Genomic DNA, 16,699 nt, shown 5'->3' with positions numbered 1-16,699 from the left:
GCCGAGCCTCGATCCGGTCCGGAGGGCACGTCCCGCCTGATGAGTGCGGGGCCTCCGTCCGGGGCGCGGGCGCCGCACGGGAGCTGTATGTCTGGCTCGCCGGTTCCGTACGCGATATACGCACGGCCTGGCGAAAGTCTCCTGGTCAGTGCGCTGCCCGACCCAGGTGGCTCCCGAGTACGAGGGCGGCGCTACGACGACTGCTCCCTACGCGGAACCGGTACCCGCAGGCACCGTCGCGGCGGATCCGGCGACCCCTGAGCGATCGGCTGGGGCGGCCGTGACTGCCTCGCGGTCGGGCGCGAGCGGGTCGGTCACCGTGCCGGACTCCTCGTCGAAGAGCCCCTGCGCCAGCCTGGTCACCGCTGCGGGGACCGGCGGCGCCAGGTCGGCCACAGCGTGGAGACCGGACAGGACGTCGTCGGGTCGCACGGCAGGTGTCACGTGCCGAACAACCAGCCGCAGTATCGCACAGGGCCCCTCCCCGGGCCTATCAGGCTGTGGACAACTCGCCTGCAGGCCGGCCACCGCGCCACGTGCGTCGAAGGTCCGCAGCCCGTTCTTCGTCCGGCGCTGGACCTCGACCGTCTCCGCCGCGACGAAGGCGGCCACGGCCCTCTCGGCCTCCTCCACGGCGACGCCGTCGAGCCGAAGCTCCCACACGGACGCCGTCAGCCGGTCGGCGAGCCCGGAGGTACGGGCCTCGACCGCGTCGATGACGTCGAGCCCGGCCGGCAGCGACTCGTCGAGCAGCTCGCGCAGCTTCGCGGGGTCGCGGGCCTCGGTGAGCGCGATCTCCAGGTACTCGGCCTCGGAGCCCGTGCCGGTGGGCGCGGCGTTCGCGTACGACACCTTCGGATGCGGGGTGAAGCCCGCCGAGTACGCCATCGGTACCTCGGCGCGCCTCAGCGCACGCTCGAAGGCGCGCTGGAAGTCGCGGTGACTGGTGAACCGGAGGCGGCCGCGCTTGGTGTAGCGCAGTCGGATGCGCTGCACCGCGGGTGCGGGCGGCGGGCCTTCGGGCTGTCGCTTGCCCAGTGGTTCTTCTCCTCGGTGCGGGGCGGGCGCCTGCGGGCGCCGCCCTTCGTGGCCTGCGGTACCCCTGGAGGGCGGCCCGTCCGGCTCACCCCCGCTCGTGCAGGGAGATCTCGGGTCCGGGCGCCACGCCGGGGACAGTCGGTAGGTGTTGCCTGCCTTCCAGGTTACGCGCCCGGACGGATGCCGGTTCCACGGCCCGGGGCTCACGGGTCCCGCCGACCAGCGCCCGCCAGGCGTCCCGGCGCGCCTGCCGCACGGTCTCCCGGGCGGAGGCGAGCGCCTCTCGCGCAGCCCGCCCGGCCTCGACGGCGGCCCGCCTCGCCGGCGCCCAGACCCGGTCGCGGACGACGTGGCCCACCGGGGTGCAGACGCTCCGGTAGAACCAGGCGGCCGGACGTCCGAACAGGTTCCGGCCGCACCACTTCAGGGCGCGCCCGACGGCCCGCGAGACGTACCCGGCGACGCGCCAGGCGACCTCGAAGGCGTCGGCGATCTCACGGCCGACGGCGGCGAGGAAACGTCCGAGGGGAGTGAGGACCCAGCGGTACCCGAAGCCGGCGGGCACGACGACCAGGACCCGGAACAGCCATCCGAGCGCGGCCCACAGACCACGGCACACCGGGGCGACACCGTGCACGTACGCCCAGGTCACGCCGTGCCCGATCGGCGTCAGCACCCATCGGTACAGCGCGGTCCACGGCCAGAGGAGAACGGCCCACAGCAGCCACCCGACGCCCTTCGCGAGCGGTGTGAGCAGCCGGGCGTACACCCATCCGAAGGCCAGGGCCAGCCCGTGGCCCACCGGCGTCAGCACGACCCGGTACAGCCACGCCAGCGGCGCCGCGACACCGTGAACGGCCACCGGCACGACCACGTACCGCCACAGTGCCGCCCAGGGCCAGTAGAAGACGGCCTTGAACAGCCACGCCATGCCCGCGGCGACCGCCGCGGCGATCCGGCCGATCAGCCACCCGACAGGGGCGAGCACCGTCTCGTACAACCAGTCCCAGACCCGGCCGAGAGGCCGCAGCAGCACGCGCCGGAGCGCCCGTGCGCACACGACGAGCGCGTCCCAGACCATGCGCACGGGAACGACGACGAGCAGCACCACGATCCGCACGGGGATCCTGATGGCCACCGTCAGACAGCCTTCGGGTGCCGGCTGCCGCTCACGCTTCTCCACGTCCATGAGCAGGGAGACGCACAGGCCGGGCCAGGGGTTCTCGTCCGGCCGGGTCGTCGCAGGAGCGTGACGAGGGGCCGTCGGCGGGCCGCGGCTCTTGGTGGTACGGGAACGCCATCGGCCCTGTCGTGCGACAGGGCCGATGGCGTTGCGCGGTGCGTGTCGTCCCGGCGTCCTACTTGTCGACGACCGTCAGCGGCAGGAGCTTCTTGCCCGTCGGGCCGATCTGGATATGGGTGTCCATCTGAGGGCAGACGCCACAGTCGAAGCACGGCGTCCAGCGGCAGTCCTCGACCTCGGTCTCGTCGAGCGAGTCCTGCCAGTCCTCCCAGAGCCACTCCTTGTCGAGGCCGGAGTCCAGGTGGTCCCAGGGCAGGACCTCCTCGTACGTGCGCTCACGGGTCGTGTACCAGTCGACGTCGATGCCGAACTCGGGCAGCGTCTTCTCCGCGCACGCCATCCAGCGGTCGTACGAGAAGTGCTCGCGCCAGCCGTCGAAGCGGCCGCCGTCCTCGTAGACGGCGCGGATGACGGCGCCGGTGCGGCGGTCACCGCGCGAGAGGAGACCTTCGACGATGCCCGGCTTGCCGTCGTGGTAACGGAAGCCGATGGAGCGGCCGTACTTCTTGTCGCCGCGGATCTTGTCGCGGAGCTTCTCCAGACGGGCGTCGGTCCCCTCGGCGGAGAGCTGCGGCGCCCACTGGAACGGCGTGTGGGGCTTGGGCACGAAGCCGCCGATGGAGACCGTGCAGCGGATGTCGTTCGCGCCGGAGACCTCGCGGCCCTTCTGGATCACCTTGGTCGCCATGTCGGCGATCTGGAGGACGTCGTCGTCGGTCTCCGTGGGCAGGCCGCACATGAAGTACAGCTTCACCTGGCGCCAGCCGTTGCCGTACGCGGTGGAGACCGTGCGGATCAGGTCCTCCTCCGAGACCATCTTGTTGATGACTTTGCGCATGCGCTCGGAGCCGCCCTCGGGGGCGAAGGTGAGACCCGAGCGGCGGCCGTTGCGGGTCAGCTCGTTGGCCAGGTCGACGTTGAAGGCGTCCACGCGGGTGGAGGGGAGGGACAGACCGATCTTGTCCTCCTCGTAGCGGTCGGCGAGGCCCTTGGCGATGTCGCCGATCTCGCTGTGGTCCGCGGAGGACAGCGACAGCAGGCCGACCTCCTCGAAGCCGGTCGCCTTGAGGCCCTTCTCGACCATGTCACCGATACCGGTGATGCTCCGCTCCCGCACGGGGCGCGTGATCATGCCGGCCTGGCAGAAGCGGCAGCCGCGGGTGCAGCCGCGGAAGATCTCGACGGACATCCGCTCGTGGACGGTCTCGGCGAGCGGCACGAGGGGCTGCTTGGGGTACGGCCACTCGTCGAGGTCCATGACGGTGTGCTTGGACACCCGCCACGGCACGCCCGACCTGTTCGGGACGACCCGGCCGATGCGGCCGTCGGGGAGGTACTCGACGTCGTAGAAGCCCGGGACGTACACGCCGCCGGTCTTCGCGAGGCGGAACAGCAGCTCCTCGCGGCCGCCGGGGCGGCCCTCCGCCTTCCAGGCCCGGATGATCTCGGTGATCTCCAGGACGGCCTGCTCGCCGTCGCCGATGACCGCGCAGTCGATGAAGTCCGCGATCGGCTCGGGGTTGAACGCGGCGTGGCCGCCCGCGAGGACGATCGGGTCGTCGATCGTGCGGTCCTTGGCCTCCAGCGGGATGCCGGAGAGGTCGAGGGCCGTGAGCATGTTCGTGTAGCCGAGCTCGGTGGAGAAGCTCAGGCCGAGGACGTCGAAGGCCTTGACCGGGCGGTGGCTGTCGACGGTGAACTGCGGGACGTCGTGCTCGCGCATGAGCGCCTCGAGGTCCGGCCAGACGCTGTACGTGCGCTCGGCGAGCACGCCCTCGCGTTCGTTCAGTACCTCGTAGAGGATCATGACGCCCTGGTTGGGCAGTCCGACCTCGTACGCGTCCGGGTACATGAGCGCCCAGCGCACGTCGCAGCTCTCCCACGGCTTGACCGTGGAATTCAGCTCACCACCGACGTACTGGATGGGCTTCTGCACATGCGGGAGAAGAGCTTCGAGCTGTGGGAAGACCGACTCGGCAGACATCAGGAACCTTTGTGGGCGGGCAGGGAGCGACTCTCAAGCGTAACCCGATCGGAAGGCACCCCCCGCCCGCCCGGGAGAGGTCCGGACGGCGGTCAGCCGGCGAGCGCGGCGCGCAGCCGGGGGTCGGCGGCCTCGGCCCAGACTCCCGGCAGTTCACGCTCGCGCTCGGCGGCCGAAGCCTCCTCGTGCCCGAACAGCAGTCCCCAGGTGAACGAGGTCTCCCCCGCGGCATGGGCCTGGATCCCGATGTCCCGCAGGGTGTCGCGGGCGACGACGCTGTCCTGGTGGTCGCCGAGGACCGTCTGGACGGCCTTCATGCGCTTGGCGAACTTCTTGGCGGGCTTGCCGAGGGCGGGGGTGACGGCCTCCGCCGCGTAGCGGGCGCGCTTGGCGGCCTTGCGGGCCTCGTGCATGGCGAGGTCGCGGTCATGCCCGGCGGGGAGGCCGAGCGCGTGCCCGACACGTCCCGCGAGCCGGCCGTAGTCCTTGATCACGGCCTTGGGCAGGGTGTCGCCGGGCTTCGCGGTGGCGGCACCCAGCAACGGCGGCTGGTCGAGGAGTGCGTCGAGGGCGTCGAGGAGCGCGAGATAGCGCTTGGTGTCGAGCACGGCGACGGAGCGGCGCCGTGCGTCGGCCCGGTGCGCGGTCGCCCAGATCCGCAGCCGGCTGCGGACCGGGCCGAGGATCACCGGCCTCGGCAGGTCGTCGATGCGGCCGCGCAGCCGCTCGGCGAGCACTTCCTGGTCGCGTGCGACGCCCAGCTCCCCGGCCAGCCACTTCAGCTCGTCGCCGAGCGGGTCGGTGACCTGCCGGTCGATGATCTTCCGGAACGTCTTGAAGGCACTGCGCATCCGGCGGGTCGCGACGCGCATCTGGTGCACGGCGTCGGGCAGGTCGCGCCGTACGGCGGGATCGAGGGCGACGATGGCGTCCCGCTGCTCGCGCAGATAGGCGAGGACGTGCGCGCCCGCGTCCTCGCTCCGGGGTCGTGCACCGCGGGACCTGACGCCCTTCGCGGCCTGCGGCGCCTTCGGGGCACGCTCGCCACCGGGGTGCCCGAAGGCATCGGCGTACCGCGAGGAGCCTTGTTCCGCGTCGGGACCGGTGTCACGGCCCGGGCGGGCCGATCCGTCGACGCTCTCCACGGAACCGTCGGTCGCCGCCCGCTTCCCGCGCTTGCCGTCCGTCCCGGCGGCCGCGGCCGCTCCGGGTGCGGGGTACTCGGGCGTCGTCTCCCCGAGCGCCCGTGCGAGTTTCGACGAGGACGACGACGGGCTGATGCCCGCCTTGCGGAGGCGCTTGCCGACCGCGTCGAGCAGGGCGGGGTCGGCGTCGTCGGCGAGCTCGACCTCGATCTCGGTCCACTCCGCCGTACGGCCGCCCGGTGTCAGCCGTTCCGCCCGTACGGAGTCGACGGACAGTTCGGCGAGGAGTTCGCCGCTGTCGTCGACGAGATGGCTCACGTCCCGGGAGGACCACAGCCGGACGACGGGGACGAGCGAGGCGTCACGGACGCGGGAGCGGACGAGGCCGGCGAGGGCGCGGGGCAGGGTGTCGCTGAGAGGGGCCTGGATCTCGTCCCGGATGCCGGTGGAGACCGGGAACTTCAGGTGCCAGCCCTCGTCGTCGCCGCCGGTACGCCGCCGCAGCGTGATGCTGTCGGCGGCGAGACGCAGGTCGGTGGTGTCGTAGTAGACGGCGTCCAGCTCCGTCACGCCTTCGGCGATGACGTCCGTGACCCCGGCCACGCGGGTCAGGTCGGGCACCTTCGTGTCGGTGGTGGCTTCGTACTTCCGCTCGATCTCTCGCTTCGTGTCCGCCATGAACCGAATCTAGTCGCCCCGGCGACCGTACGTCAGTCCGCCGGAGCCGGCTCAGGCCGACATCGGCCGCTGCACCTTGATCGACTGGAGCAGTCCGACCGCCACCCACACCGCGAACATCGACGAGCCGCCGTACGACACGAACGGCAGTGGCAGCCCGGCGACCGGCATGATGCCGAGGGTCATGCCGACGTTCTCGAACGACTGGAACGCGAACCAGGCGATGATCCCGGCGGCGACGATCGTGCCGTACAGCTCGGTCGTCTCGCGGGCGATGCGGCAGGCCCGCCACAGCACGACGCCGAGCAGGAAGAGGATGAGGCCCGCTCCGACGAAGCCGAGTTCCTCACCGGCGACGGTGAAGACGAAGTCGGTCTGCTGTTCGGGCACGAACTGGCCGGTGGTCTGGGATCCCTTGAACAGTCCGGTGCCGAGCAGCCCGCCCGAGCCGATCGCGATGCGCGCCTGGTTGGTGTTGTAGCCGACGCCGGCCGGGTCGAGTTCGGGGTTGGCGAACGCGGCGAAGCGGTTGAGCTGGTACTCGTCGAGGAGTCCGAGCGCCGTGACCAGTACGGCGCCGCCGACGCCCGCCCCGATCAGCCCGAAGATCCAGCGGTTGGAGGCGCCGGAGGCGAGCAGTACGCCCAGCACGATCACCACCATCACCATGACCGAGCCGAGGTCCGGCATCAGCATGACGATCGCCATCGGCAGGGCCGCCAGGCCGAGCGACTTCGCGACGGTGCCGTGGTCCGGATGGGCATGGTCGCCGGCGTCGACCTGGGAGGCCAGCAGCATCGCCATGCCCAGGATGATCGTGATCTTCACGAACTCGGAGGGCTGGAGCGAGAATCCGCCGCCGATGACGATCCAGGCGTGGGCGCCGTTGATGGTCGCGCCGAGCGGGGTGAGCACCAGCGACACCAGAACGACGGAGATGCCGTACAGCACCGGTACGGCGCCGCGCAGCGTGCGGTGCCCGAGCCAGACGGTGCCCACCATCAGGGCGAAGCCGATGCCGGTGTTGAGGAGGTGGCGGAAGAAGAAGTAGTACGGATCGCCGTGGTTGAGCTCGGTGCGGTTGCGGGTCGCGGACCAGACGAGCAGTGAGCCGATGAGCGACAGCGCGATCGCCGAGCCCAGCATCGGCCAGTCCAGCCGGCGCACCATCGAGTCGCGGGCGAAGAGCTTCGCGAGGGCGCCGCGCTCGGGTGCGTACCGCGAGACCGAGAAGCCATGAGGCCCTGCCATGGGTCAGTCCCTCCGCCCCGTGGCGGCGGGCGGGCCCGCGAGGGTCTTGTCCTCTTCCGGCTCCGGCTTCACCGGCTCGTACGGCGTGATCTGCGGCGCGTCGATGGAGCCGTCGGGCTGGATCTTCGGCAGCGCCTTCTCCGGCTGCGGCAGCAGGGCCTTCTTCAGGTCCTGCTTGCCTTCCATGTCCAGTCCGTAGAGCGCGTTGTAGATGTTGCGCACCGCGGGGCCGGACGCGCCGGAACCCGTACCACCCTGGGAGATCGTCATGACGATCGAGTAGTCCTTGGTGTACGTGGCGAACCACGAGGTCGTCTGCTTGCCGTGGACCTCGGCCGTACCGGTCTTGGCGTGCATGGGGATCTTGTCCTGCGGCCAGCCGCCGAATCGCCAGGCGGCGGTACCGCGGGTGGCGACGCCCGCGAGGGCCTCGTTCATGAGCGCGCGCGTCTTGGCGTTCATCGGCAGCTTGCCGTGCGACTTCGGCTTGATCTCGCGGACGTTCTTGCCGTCCGCACCGATGACGGCCTTGCCGACGGTCGGGTTGTAGAGCGTGCCGCCGTTGGAGATGGCCGCGTAGATGGTCGCCATCTGGATCGGGGTGACGAGCGTGTCGCCCTGGCCGATGGAGTAGTTGACCGAGTCACCGGCGCGCATCAGATTGCCTTCGAGGCAGTTCTCGTAGGAGAGCTGCTGGATGTAGTCGCCGCCCTTCTTGCCGATCTTGCACCAGTAGTCCTTGTTCGCCTCCCAGAACTTCTGCTTCCAGCGGCGGTCCGGGATGCGGCCGGTGACCTCGTTGGGCAGGTCGATGCCGGTCTCGGCGCCGAGGCCGAACTGGTGGGCGGTGCGGTAGAACCAGTCGGCCGCGTTCTTCTTCGGCTTGAGGCCGCCGTCCTTGCGCCACTGCTGGTGGGCGAGGGCGTAGTAGACGGTGTCGCAGGAGACCTCGAGGGCCTGGCCGAGGGTGATGCTGCCGTGGCCCTGGGACTCGAAGTTCTTGAAGACCTGGTTGCCGATGGAGTACGAGCTGGGGCAGGGGTAGCGGCCCTTGAAGTCGTATCCGGCGTTGACCGCGGCGGTGGTGGGGACGACCTTGAAGATGGAGCCGGGGGCGGCCTGTCCCTGGATGGCCCGGTTCAGCAGGGGGAAGTTGGACTTCTTGCCGGTGAGCCGCGCGTAGTCCTTGGCGGAGATGCCGCCGACCCAGGCGTTCGGGTCGTAGGTGGGCTGGGAGGCCATGGCGACGACACGCCCGGTCTTCGCCTCCATGACGACGACGGCGCCCGAGTCGGCCTTGTAGTTGGTGTTGGTGTTGTCGTCGAAGACCTTGCGGGCTTCCTTCATCGCGTTGTTGAGCTCCCACTCGGCGACCGCCTGGACGCGGGCGTCGATGGAGGTGACGACGTTGGCGCCGGGCTCGGCCTTGTCGGCCTGGGCCAGGCCGATGACCCGGCCGAGGTTGTCCACCTCGTAGCGGGTGACGCCGGCCTTGCCGCGCAGGTCCTTGTCGTACGTGCGCTCGAGTCCGGAGCGGCCGACCTGGTCGGAGCGCAGGAACGGCGAGTCCGTGTCCTTGGCCTTCTCGATCTCCTCGTCCGTGACGGGCGAGAGATAGCCGAGGACCTGCGAGGTGTTGGCCTTGCCGGGAGCGGCGTAGCGGCGCACGGCGGTGGGCTCCGCGGTGATGCCGGGGAAGTCCTCGGCGCTCTCGCGGATCTTCAGGGCCTGCTGGGTGGTGGCCTCGTCGGTGACGGGGATCGGCTGGTACGGCGAGCCGTTCCAGCAGGGCTGCGGGGTCTTGGAGTCGCAGAGGCGGACCTTGTCCGTGACGTCCTTCGGCTTCATGCCGAGGACGGCGGCGAGCCGGGTGAGGACGCCCTTGCCGTCGTCCTTCATCTTCATCAGCTCGGTGCGGGACGCGGAGACGACGAGCCGGGTCTCGTTGTCGGCGAGCGGGACGCCACGGGCGTCCAGGATCGAGCCGCGCACGGCGGGCTGGACGACCTGCTGTACGTGGTTGCTCTTCGCCTCGTCGGTGTACTCGTCGCCGTTGCGGATCTGGAGATACCACAGACGTCCGCCGAGCGTGGCGAAGAGGGAGAAGACCAGGACCTGGATGACGATGAGCCGGATCTGGACGCGGGGAGTCCGCCCGGTCTCGGGAATGTTGCTCACGCTGCCGATACCCCCTCGGTCACAGTCGCTTGACTCCCCTGATGCGGCCGGCACGCGAGGCCCGCGTCTTTGCCGCCTTGATCCGCAGCCCGCCGCGCTGGCGGCCGATGCGCAGTCCGGTGCCGGTCGATGCCCAGCCGCTGGAGACATCGGTGCCGCCGCCCTGGGACTCGGCGAGCGGATCGTTCTCGGCCCGTCTCGCCAGCGCCATGATCAGCGGCACGGTGAACGGCGCGAGCAGCAGGTCGTAGACGGCGGCGGTGAACAGCAGCGAGCCGAGGCCGACATGGCGGGCGGCGGTGTCCCCGACGAGGGCGCCGACGCCCGCGTACAGCAGGGTCGAACCGATGGCCGCCGCGACGACCACGACCATGGGGCCGGTCGCGGACGTCAGCCGGCCGTTCTCGGGCTTGGCGAGTCCGGCCAGATAGCCGATGACGCACAGCACCAGGGCGTAGCGGCCGGCGGCGTGGTCGGCGGGCGGGGCGAGGTCGGCGAGCAGTCCCGCGCCGAAGCCGATGAGGGCGCCGCTGGTGTGCCCGTACACGAGTGCGAGCGCCAGCACGGTGAGGAGCAGCAGATCGGGTACGGCTCCGGGGAGCTGGAGGCGGGCGAGGACGGTGACCTGGATGACGAGGGCGACCACGATGAGCGTGGTGGAGAGCAGCATCCGGTTGAAGCGCATGGGTTCAGCTCCTCCTGCTACTCGTCGTCGCGGCCGGTGACGGCGGCGGTGCTGGTGGCCTGGGGATCGCCCTGGCCCTGATCCTGGTCCTGATCCTGCGCCTGGTCCCGGGTCTGGTCCTGGGGCTGGTCCCGGGTCTGATCCCCGGTCTGGTCCTCGCCCTGCGCCTGGCCTTCGCCGTTCGCCGACGGGGTGACCGTGACGGTCACCGTGGGCGTGGGCGTCGGCTTCGGCTTCGCCGGCAGGACCGTGTCGCGCGGGTCCGTACGGGGCGCCTGGACGACGACGCCGACGATGTCCAGCTTGGTGAAGGCGGCGTACGGACGGACGTAGATGTTCCGCGTGAGGGCGCCGCCCGCGGGGTCGACCCGGACGACCTCGCCGACCGGCACCCCGGGCACGAACGGCTTGTCGCCCTGAGAGCCGAAGGTGACCAGCCGGTCGCCCTTGCGCACCTTGGCCTTGCCGTTGAGGAGCTGCACGGACAGCGGCCGGTCGCCCTGACCGGTGGCGAAGCCCAGCTCGTCGGTCCGCTCCATGCGCGTACCGACCGTGAAGTCGGGGTCGTTGGCGAGGAGCACGGTCGAGGTGCCCGGGCCGACGGTGGTGACGCGGCCGACCAGGCCGTCGCCGTTGAGGACGGTCATGTCGCGCTGGATGCCGTCACGGGAGCCGGCGTCGATGGTCACCGTCCAGGAGAAGCCCTGGGCGGCTCCTATCCCGATGACCTCCGCACCCTTGATCCCGTACTGGCCGGTCGCCGCCTTCTTGAGCATGCCGTCGAGCTGACGGAGCCGGCTGCGGTTGCGGTCGTCGCTGCCGAGTCTCGCCTTGAGGGCCGCGTTCTCCCGCTCCAGGACGGCGATACGGTCGTGGCGCTCGCCCGAGTCACGCACCGCCCCTATGGCGTTCCCGACCGGGTCCACCGCGGCCGCGACACCGTTCTCGACCGGTCCGAAGACGGCGGCGGCGGCCTGCCGGGCGCCGTCGACCGGTGACTCCTCGCCTCCGCGGATGTCCACCGTGATCAGCGCGAACGCGATGGCGACCAGCAGGACCAGGAGCAGCCGGCTCTCTTTCGTGTCCCTCACGTGCGGCGGCCGTGCCTTCCTCGTCGGAATGTGAATGCCGTGCTCTGTGGTGCGTGTTGCTGCCTGTTGTTGCGTTGCTTTGTGCCGTTATACCAACGCTCGGCCGTACGGGGCGGAGTGACCCGGACGGCCGATGCCGACCCCTGCGCTATCGGCGGGGCTGGGCGTCCAGCACCTGCTGGAGCGCCTCGAACTCCTCGACGCACTTGCCCGAACCGAGCGCCACCGAGTCCAGCGGGTCCTCGGCGATATGGATGGGCATACCGGTCTCACGACGCAGCCGCTCGTCGAGGCCGCGCAGCAGGGCGCCACCGCCCGTGAGGACGATGCCCCGGTCCATGACGTCACCGGACAGCTCCGGCGGGCACTTGTCGAGGGTGGTCTTCACGGCGTCGACGATCGCGTTGACCGGCTCCTCGATGGCCTTGCGGACCTCGGCGGCGGAGACGACGACGGTCTTCGGCAGGCCGGAGACCAGGTCGCGGCCGCGGATCTCGGTGTGCTCCTCCTTGTCCAGCGCGTACGCCGAACCGATGGTGAGCTTGATGTTCTCGGCGGTCCGCTCACCGAGGAGGAGGCTGTACTCCTTCTTGATGTGCTGGATGATCGCGTTGTCCAGCTCGTCGCCGGCGACCCGGATCGACTGTGCCGTGACGATTCCTCCGAGGGAGATGACGGCGACCTCGGTGGTGCCGCCGCCGATGTCCACCACCATGTTGCCGGTGGCCTCGTGGACCGGGAGGCCGGCTCCGATGGCGGCCGCCATCGGCTCCTCGATGATGTGCACCTGGCGCGCGCCGGCCTGGGTGGATGCCTCGATGACCGCGCGGCGCTCGACCCCGGTGATACCGGAGGGCACACACACGACGATGCGCGGGCGGGCCGCCCAGCGACGCTTGTGGATCTTGAGGATGAAGTAGCGGAGCATCCGCTCGGTGATCTCGAAGTCGGCGATGACGCCGTCCTTCAGCGGGCGGACCGCCACGATGTTGCCGGGAGTGCGGCCGATCATCTTCTTGGCCTCGGCACCCACCGCGAGGATGCCGCCGGTGTTGGTGTTGATGGCGACCACGGACGGCTCGTTGAGGACGATCCCCCGACCCCTGACGTACACCAGCGTGTTGGCGGTCCCGAGGTCGACAGCCATGTCACGGCCGATGAACGACATAGAGTTCCCCTTGTGTCCCATGAGGATGCGTCGGGCCTTCCCAAATCGAGCTTTGATGGCTTATTAGGTCGGCGAGGAGGGTGCTGCGCGGGTGCTGTGGCGTGAAGGCTTTCATCGTAGTGCTGCCTGCACGGACTCCGCGCGCTGGGCCCCGCCTCAGTAAGGGTGACGACGAGTCGGAGCGATGCGTTCCCGATATCGCGACACGTATGCCGAAGGGCGACCGAAATTCCTTCGGTCGCCCCAGGGTACGAGCGCTGTATGGCTGATGGCCGATCAGGAAAGACCGGGGAAGAAAATCTTCAGCTCACGGGCCGCGGACTCCTCGGAGTCCGAGGCGTGGATCAGGTTCTCCCGGACGATCGTGCCGTAGTCGCCGCGGATGGAGCCGGGGGCGGCCGCGATCGGGTCGGTCGGGCCGGCCAGGGCGCGCACTCCCTCGATGACGCGCTCACCCTCGACGACCAGGGCGACGACGGGACCGGAGGCCATGAAGCCGACGAGCGGCTCGTAGAAGGGCTTGCCCTTGTGCTCGCCGTAGTGCTGCTCCAGGGTGTCCTGGTCCAGCTCGCGCAGCTCCAGAGCGGTGATCTGCCAGCCGGCCTTGCGCTCGATACGGCCGATGATCTCGCCGATCAGGCCGCGGCGTACGGCGTCGGGCTTGAGCAGGACGAGCGTGCGCTGGCTCACGTGCGGGGCTCCTTCGAGTGCGGGTCTCGGGACACGTTCCCGGGACCGGTCCCGAGATCGTGGGGTGGGGAAAGTGTGGAGGAAAAGCGGGTCGTACTGGTCCCAGAGGCTACAGGGCGTCCCGCGTCGTCTGTCACGCAGCGTCAGGCTCTGCGGGACCCTCCTCGGCCTGCTGCTCCGCCCAGCGCGCCTTCGCCTCGTCGACCTTGCGGCCGTAGTGGACCGACGCCCACCACAGGCCCGCGAAGACCGCGCCGAGGAAGAACATCGTGGGCACCACGAAACCGCTGGCGATCAGGCCGATCTGCAGGGCCCAGCCGAGCTGCACCCCGCCGGGACGGGTGATCATCCCGCACAACAGGACCGACAGCAGCATCGCGACACCGCTCACGGTCCAGACCGTGGCCGTCGACAGACCGGGATCCTTCATCGCCACCAGGCCGGCGAAGCCGATCACGAAGAACTCGCCGATCAGTGTGGACGCACAGAGCGTACGCATGGGATTCAGCCCCTCCCCAGCAGCAGCCGGGCCTCGCCGACCGTGATCACGGAGCCGGTCACCAGGACGCCCGCGCCCGAGTACTCCGCCTCCTCCTCGGCGAGCGTGATCGCCGCCTCCAGCGCGTCGTCGAGCCGCGGCTCGACGACCACCCGCTCGTCGTCGCCGAAGACCTCCACGGCGATCGCGGCCAGCTCATCGGCGTCCATCGCGCGATGGCTGGAGTTCTGCGTGACGACGATCTCCGTGAAGATCGGCTCGAAGGCTTCGAGAAGCGCCTTCACGTCCTTGTCGGCACTCGCGCCCACCACACCGACGAGCCGCGAGAACCCGAACGCCTCCGTGATGCCCTCGGCGGCCGCCCGCGCTCCCGCCGGGTTGTGCGCGGCGTCCAGGACGACGGTCGGGCTGCGGCGCACGACCTCCAGCCTGCCCGGGGACACGACGGACGCGAACGCGGTACGCACCGTCTCCAGGTCCAGCGTCCGCGCGTGCTGCGCGCCGATCCCGAAGAAGGCCTCCACCGCGGCCAGGGCCACCGCGGCGTTGTGCGCCTGATGGGCGCCGTACAGCGGAAGGAAGATTCCTTCGTACTCCCCGCCGAGTCCGCGCAGCGTCAGCAGCTGCCCGCCGACCGCGACCTCCCGCGAGCCGATGCCGAACTCCATGCCCTCACGGGCCACCGTCGCGTCCACCTCGACGGCCTTCTTCAGCATCACCTGCGCCGCGTCCACCGGCTGCTGCGCGAGGATCACCGTCGCGCCCTGCTTGATGACGCCGGCCTTCTCGCCCGCGATCTCGGCGGGCGTGGTACCGAGCCGGTCGGTGTGGTCCAGGTCGATCGGGGTGATCACGGCCACCGAGCCGTCGATCACGTTGGTCGCGTCCCAGCTGCCGCCCATGCCGACCTCGACCACGGCCACGTCCACGGGCGCGTCGGCGAACGCGGCGTACGCCATGCCCGTGAGCACCTCGAAGAAGGAGAGCCGGAACTCCTGGGCGGCGTCGACCATCTCCACGTACGGCTTGACGTCCTGGTACGTCTCGATGAAGCGCTCGGCGTCGATGGGGGCGCCGTCCAGGCTGATCCGCTCGGTGATCGACTGGACGTGGGGCGAGGTGTACCGACCGGTGCGCAGCTCGAAGGCGCCGAGCAGCGCCTCGATCATGCGGGCCGTGGACGTCTTGCCGTTGGTGCCGGTGATGTGGATCGACGGATAGGCCCGCTGGGGCTCGCCCAGCACGTCCATCAGCGCGGCGATCCGGCTGACGGACGGCTCCAGCTTCGTCTCGCCCCAGCGGCCGGCGAGCTCCTGCTCGACCTCGCGGAGTGCCTTGTCCACCTCCGGGTCGGCGGGCCGGCTCGGCACCTGGTCGCCGAGCGGCGATCCGGCCTGGGTGCGCAGCGTACGGCTCCCGGCCTCGATCACCGCCAGATCGGGGTCACGGTCGGTCTCGGCGTCGACGATCGCTTCGAACTCGTCGTCGCGCTCGTCGAAGGGCTCTGGCTGCTGGTCACTCACGATGCCAGTTTACGGAGCGCCGCCGACAGCCTGACCGAGACCCGGCCGGACTGCCGCGGGAGACCGCCGGAGCCCCGTGGGAGCCGCGCCGGCTCAGAGCCCGGCGGGGAGCAACGCCCGTACGTGGTACGAGCCGTCCCGCGGGCCGGCCGTCAGCGTGCCGCCCATGCTCTCCACCCGCTCCCTCATCGAGAGCGTGCCCGTACCGCTGGACACGGGCTCCCGGTCCGGGTCCTCGTCCCCCAGCGGATTGCGCACCTCGATCCGCAGCCGGGGCCCCTCCACGCCGATCCGCACGCTCACCGTCTCCCCCGGCGCGTGCTTCGCGGCGTTCGTCAGACACTCCTGCACCACCCGGTACACCGCCGTCTGCCGCAGCGGCGAGATGCCCCGGGCCTCGTCGGCGAGCGTCAGCTCCACCGGGCTGCCGATCCGCGCGCCCTCCTCCGCGAGCGCCCGCAGCCCTTCGAGACCGGGCGTCGCGTTCCGCTCGTCGGCCCGCCGCACGATGATCTCGTTCAGTGTGTGATGGGCCCGCCGCGCCGTGTCCGCCAGTTCCTCGAAGTCCGCACCGTGCCGCTCGCCACGTGCCCGGGACGCCAGCACCTCGGCGCGCACCGCGAGCACCGTCAGCTCCCTGCCCACCAGGTCGTGCACGTCCCGGGCCACCGAGGTGCGCTCCTGCTGCACGGCCTGGAGCGCCGCCGTCTCGGCCTGCCGCGCGTCCAGCTCCCTCAGCAGGTCCTGCCGGTGCGCGGCGATCCCGACGCCCGACGCGAGCACGCCGATGGGTAGGACGAGGCTCAGGAAGTCGCTCAGCGAGTCACCTCGGTGGGCCGGCCACAGGGGCGTGCTGAACAGGGTGTACGCGAGGGCCGCATAACCCAGCGTGCCCACGATGCCCGCGGCGCGGCCCCGGAAGCGTCCCAGCGAGTACAGCGCGAACTGGATCAGCGTCAGCTCGTGCAGCCAGCCCAGGAAGGCCAGCCCGACCAGGTACGGCGCCCATGGCAGCCGGCGCCGCAGCAGCAGCGTCGCCGCCCCCGCCGCCAGAACGGTGGTCGCGCTCAGCCGGCTCAGTGAGTTGTCCGCCTCCGCGACCCCGGGGACGTCGAGCAGCATCAGCGCGAAACAGCTCAGCGCCGTCACGGCGTCGACGGCGCGCGACGACACCGCAGCGCGGTCCGCGTACCTGCGCACCGCGGCGACGGCGCGGCGCAGCGCGAGGGTGGCGGGCGTGTGCGGCACGCCCTCCATCATCCAAGGTCCACCGGACCCCGCACCCGCGAGCCGTCCTCGAACGGCCGGTCCCGCTCGGACGCACTCGGTACGCAAGAGGTCCGGGGTGGGGGGGGGGGGCCCCCCCCGGCCCCCGCCCCCCCCCCCCCGGCCCCGCCGCCCCCCGCGGCCGGCCCGCGCCCGGGGCGGCGGGGGGCGCGCCGGGGTCGACCGGCCTGTGGGAGCGG

General features: G+C 70.9%; 13 protein-coding genes. All 13 read right to left on the bottom strand.

Annotation, left to right across the window (positions count from 1 at the left end; translation table 11 throughout):
- Positions 1 to 207: 207 nt before the first annotated feature.
- A complete protein-coding gene (locus ACIQMR_RS00065) occupies positions 208 to 996 on the bottom strand; it encodes a TIGR03936 family radical SAM-associated protein (RefSeq protein ID WP_401381006.1) in 789 nt (262 codons plus the stop codon).
- A gap of 127 nt (positions 997 to 1,123) precedes the next feature.
- Complete coding sequence (locus ACIQMR_RS00060; RefSeq protein ID WP_401381004.1) at positions 1,124 to 2,227, bottom strand: hypothetical protein; 1,104 nt, start codon at positions 2,225 to 2,227, stop codon at positions 1,124 to 1,126.
- A gap of 169 nt (positions 2,228 to 2,396) precedes the next feature.
- Positions 2,397 to 4,325 carry a TIGR03960 family B12-binding radical SAM protein gene (locus tag ACIQMR_RS00055; RefSeq protein ID WP_401381001.1) on the bottom strand — a complete coding sequence of 643 codons (1,929 nt, stop codon included), beginning with the start codon at positions 4,323 to 4,325 and terminating at the stop codon, positions 2,397 to 2,399.
- A 92-nt stretch (positions 4,326 to 4,417) separates the two neighbouring features.
- Positions 4,418 to 6,148 (bottom strand): CHAD domain-containing protein, encoded by a 1,731-nt coding sequence (locus tag ACIQMR_RS00050; protein WP_401380998.1) that lies wholly within the window; start codon positions 6,146 to 6,148, stop codon positions 4,418 to 4,420.
- 51 nt (positions 6,149 to 6,199) lie between these two features.
- On the bottom strand, positions 6,200 to 7,399 hold the full coding sequence (gene rodA / locus ACIQMR_RS00045) for a rod shape-determining protein RodA (RefSeq protein ID WP_266374228.1): 1,200 nt from the start codon (positions 7,397 to 7,399) through the stop codon (positions 6,200 to 6,202).
- Positions 7,400 to 7,402: 3 nt separating this feature from the next.
- Positions 7,403 to 9,577 (bottom strand): penicillin-binding protein 2, encoded by a 2,175-nt coding sequence (gene mrdA / locus ACIQMR_RS00040; protein ID WP_401380995.1) that lies wholly within the window; start codon positions 9,575 to 9,577, stop codon positions 7,403 to 7,405.
- Between the two features lie 19 nt (positions 9,578 to 9,596).
- Positions 9,597 to 10,262 carry a rod shape-determining protein MreD gene (gene mreD / locus ACIQMR_RS00035; protein ID WP_401380993.1) on the bottom strand — a complete coding sequence of 222 codons (666 nt, stop codon included), beginning with the start codon at positions 10,260 to 10,262 and terminating at the stop codon, positions 9,597 to 9,599.
- A 17-nt stretch (positions 10,263 to 10,279) separates the two neighbouring features.
- Complete coding sequence (gene mreC, locus ACIQMR_RS00030) at positions 10,280 to 11,353, bottom strand: rod shape-determining protein MreC (RefSeq protein ID WP_401380990.1); 1,074 nt, start codon at positions 11,351 to 11,353, stop codon at positions 10,280 to 10,282.
- A 148-nt stretch (positions 11,354 to 11,501) separates the two neighbouring features.
- Positions 11,502 to 12,521, bottom strand: a complete 1,020-nt coding sequence (locus tag ACIQMR_RS00025) for a rod shape-determining protein (protein ID WP_266374222.1) — start codon at positions 12,519 to 12,521, stop codon at positions 11,502 to 11,504.
- 276 nt (positions 12,522 to 12,797) lie between these two features.
- Complete coding sequence (gene ndk / locus ACIQMR_RS00020) at positions 12,798 to 13,211, bottom strand: nucleoside-diphosphate kinase (RefSeq protein WP_328725239.1); 414 nt, start codon at positions 13,209 to 13,211, stop codon at positions 12,798 to 12,800.
- Between the two features lie 133 nt (positions 13,212 to 13,344).
- Entirely contained in the window at positions 13,345 to 13,710 is a 366-nt protein-coding gene (locus tag ACIQMR_RS00015) for a DUF4233 domain-containing protein (protein WP_401380988.1), read from the bottom strand.
- Positions 13,711 to 13,715: 5 nt separating this feature from the next.
- On the bottom strand, positions 13,716 to 15,233 hold the full coding sequence (locus tag ACIQMR_RS00010) for a bifunctional folylpolyglutamate synthase/dihydrofolate synthase (RefSeq protein ID WP_401380985.1): 1,518 nt from the start codon (positions 15,231 to 15,233) through the stop codon (positions 13,716 to 13,718).
- Positions 15,234 to 15,326: 93 nt separating this feature from the next.
- Positions 15,327 to 16,490, bottom strand: a complete 1,164-nt coding sequence (locus ACIQMR_RS00005) for a sensor histidine kinase (RefSeq protein WP_401382589.1) — start codon at positions 16,488 to 16,490, stop codon at positions 15,327 to 15,329.
- Positions 16,491 to 16,699: the final 209 nt, after the last annotated feature.

The sequence above is a fragment of the Streptomyces sp. NPDC091376 genome, from assembly GCF_044757085.1.
GTDB lineage: Bacteria > Actinomycetota > Actinomycetes > Streptomycetales > Streptomycetaceae > Streptomyces > Streptomyces pratisoli.
This window is presented reverse-complemented; position numbering and strand designations above follow the sequence as displayed.

Excerpts from the sequence above, each read along its gene's own strand:
- ACIQMR_RS00060 (WP_401381004.1), bottom strand. The coding sequence starts at position 2,227 with ATGGACGTGGAGAAGCGTGAGCGGCAGCCGGCACCCGAAGGCTGTCTG.
- ACIQMR_RS00055 (WP_401381001.1), bottom strand. The coding sequence starts at position 4,325 with ATGTCTGCCGAGTCGGTCTTCCCACAGCTCGAAGCTCTTCTCCCGCAT.
- ACIQMR_RS00050 (WP_401380998.1), bottom strand. The coding sequence starts at position 6,148 with ATGGCGGACACGAAGCGAGAGATCGAGCGGAAGTACGAAGCCACCACC.
- rodA (WP_266374228.1), bottom strand. The coding sequence starts at position 7,399 with ATGGCAGGGCCTCATGGCTTCTCGGTCTCGCGGTACGCACCCGAGCGC.
- mreD (WP_401380993.1), bottom strand. The coding sequence starts at position 10,262 with ATGCGCTTCAACCGGATGCTGCTCTCCACCACGCTCATCGTGGTCGCC.
- ACIQMR_RS00025 (WP_266374222.1), bottom strand. The coding sequence starts at position 12,521 with ATGTCGTTCATCGGCCGTGACATGGCTGTCGACCTCGGGACCGCCAAC.
- ACIQMR_RS00015 (WP_401380988.1), bottom strand. The coding sequence starts at position 13,710 with ATGCGTACGCTCTGTGCGTCCACACTGATCGGCGAGTTCTTCGTGATC.
- ACIQMR_RS00005 (WP_401382589.1), bottom strand. The coding sequence starts at position 16,490 with ATGGAGGGCGTGCCGCACACGCCCGCCACCCTCGCGCTGCGCCGCGCC.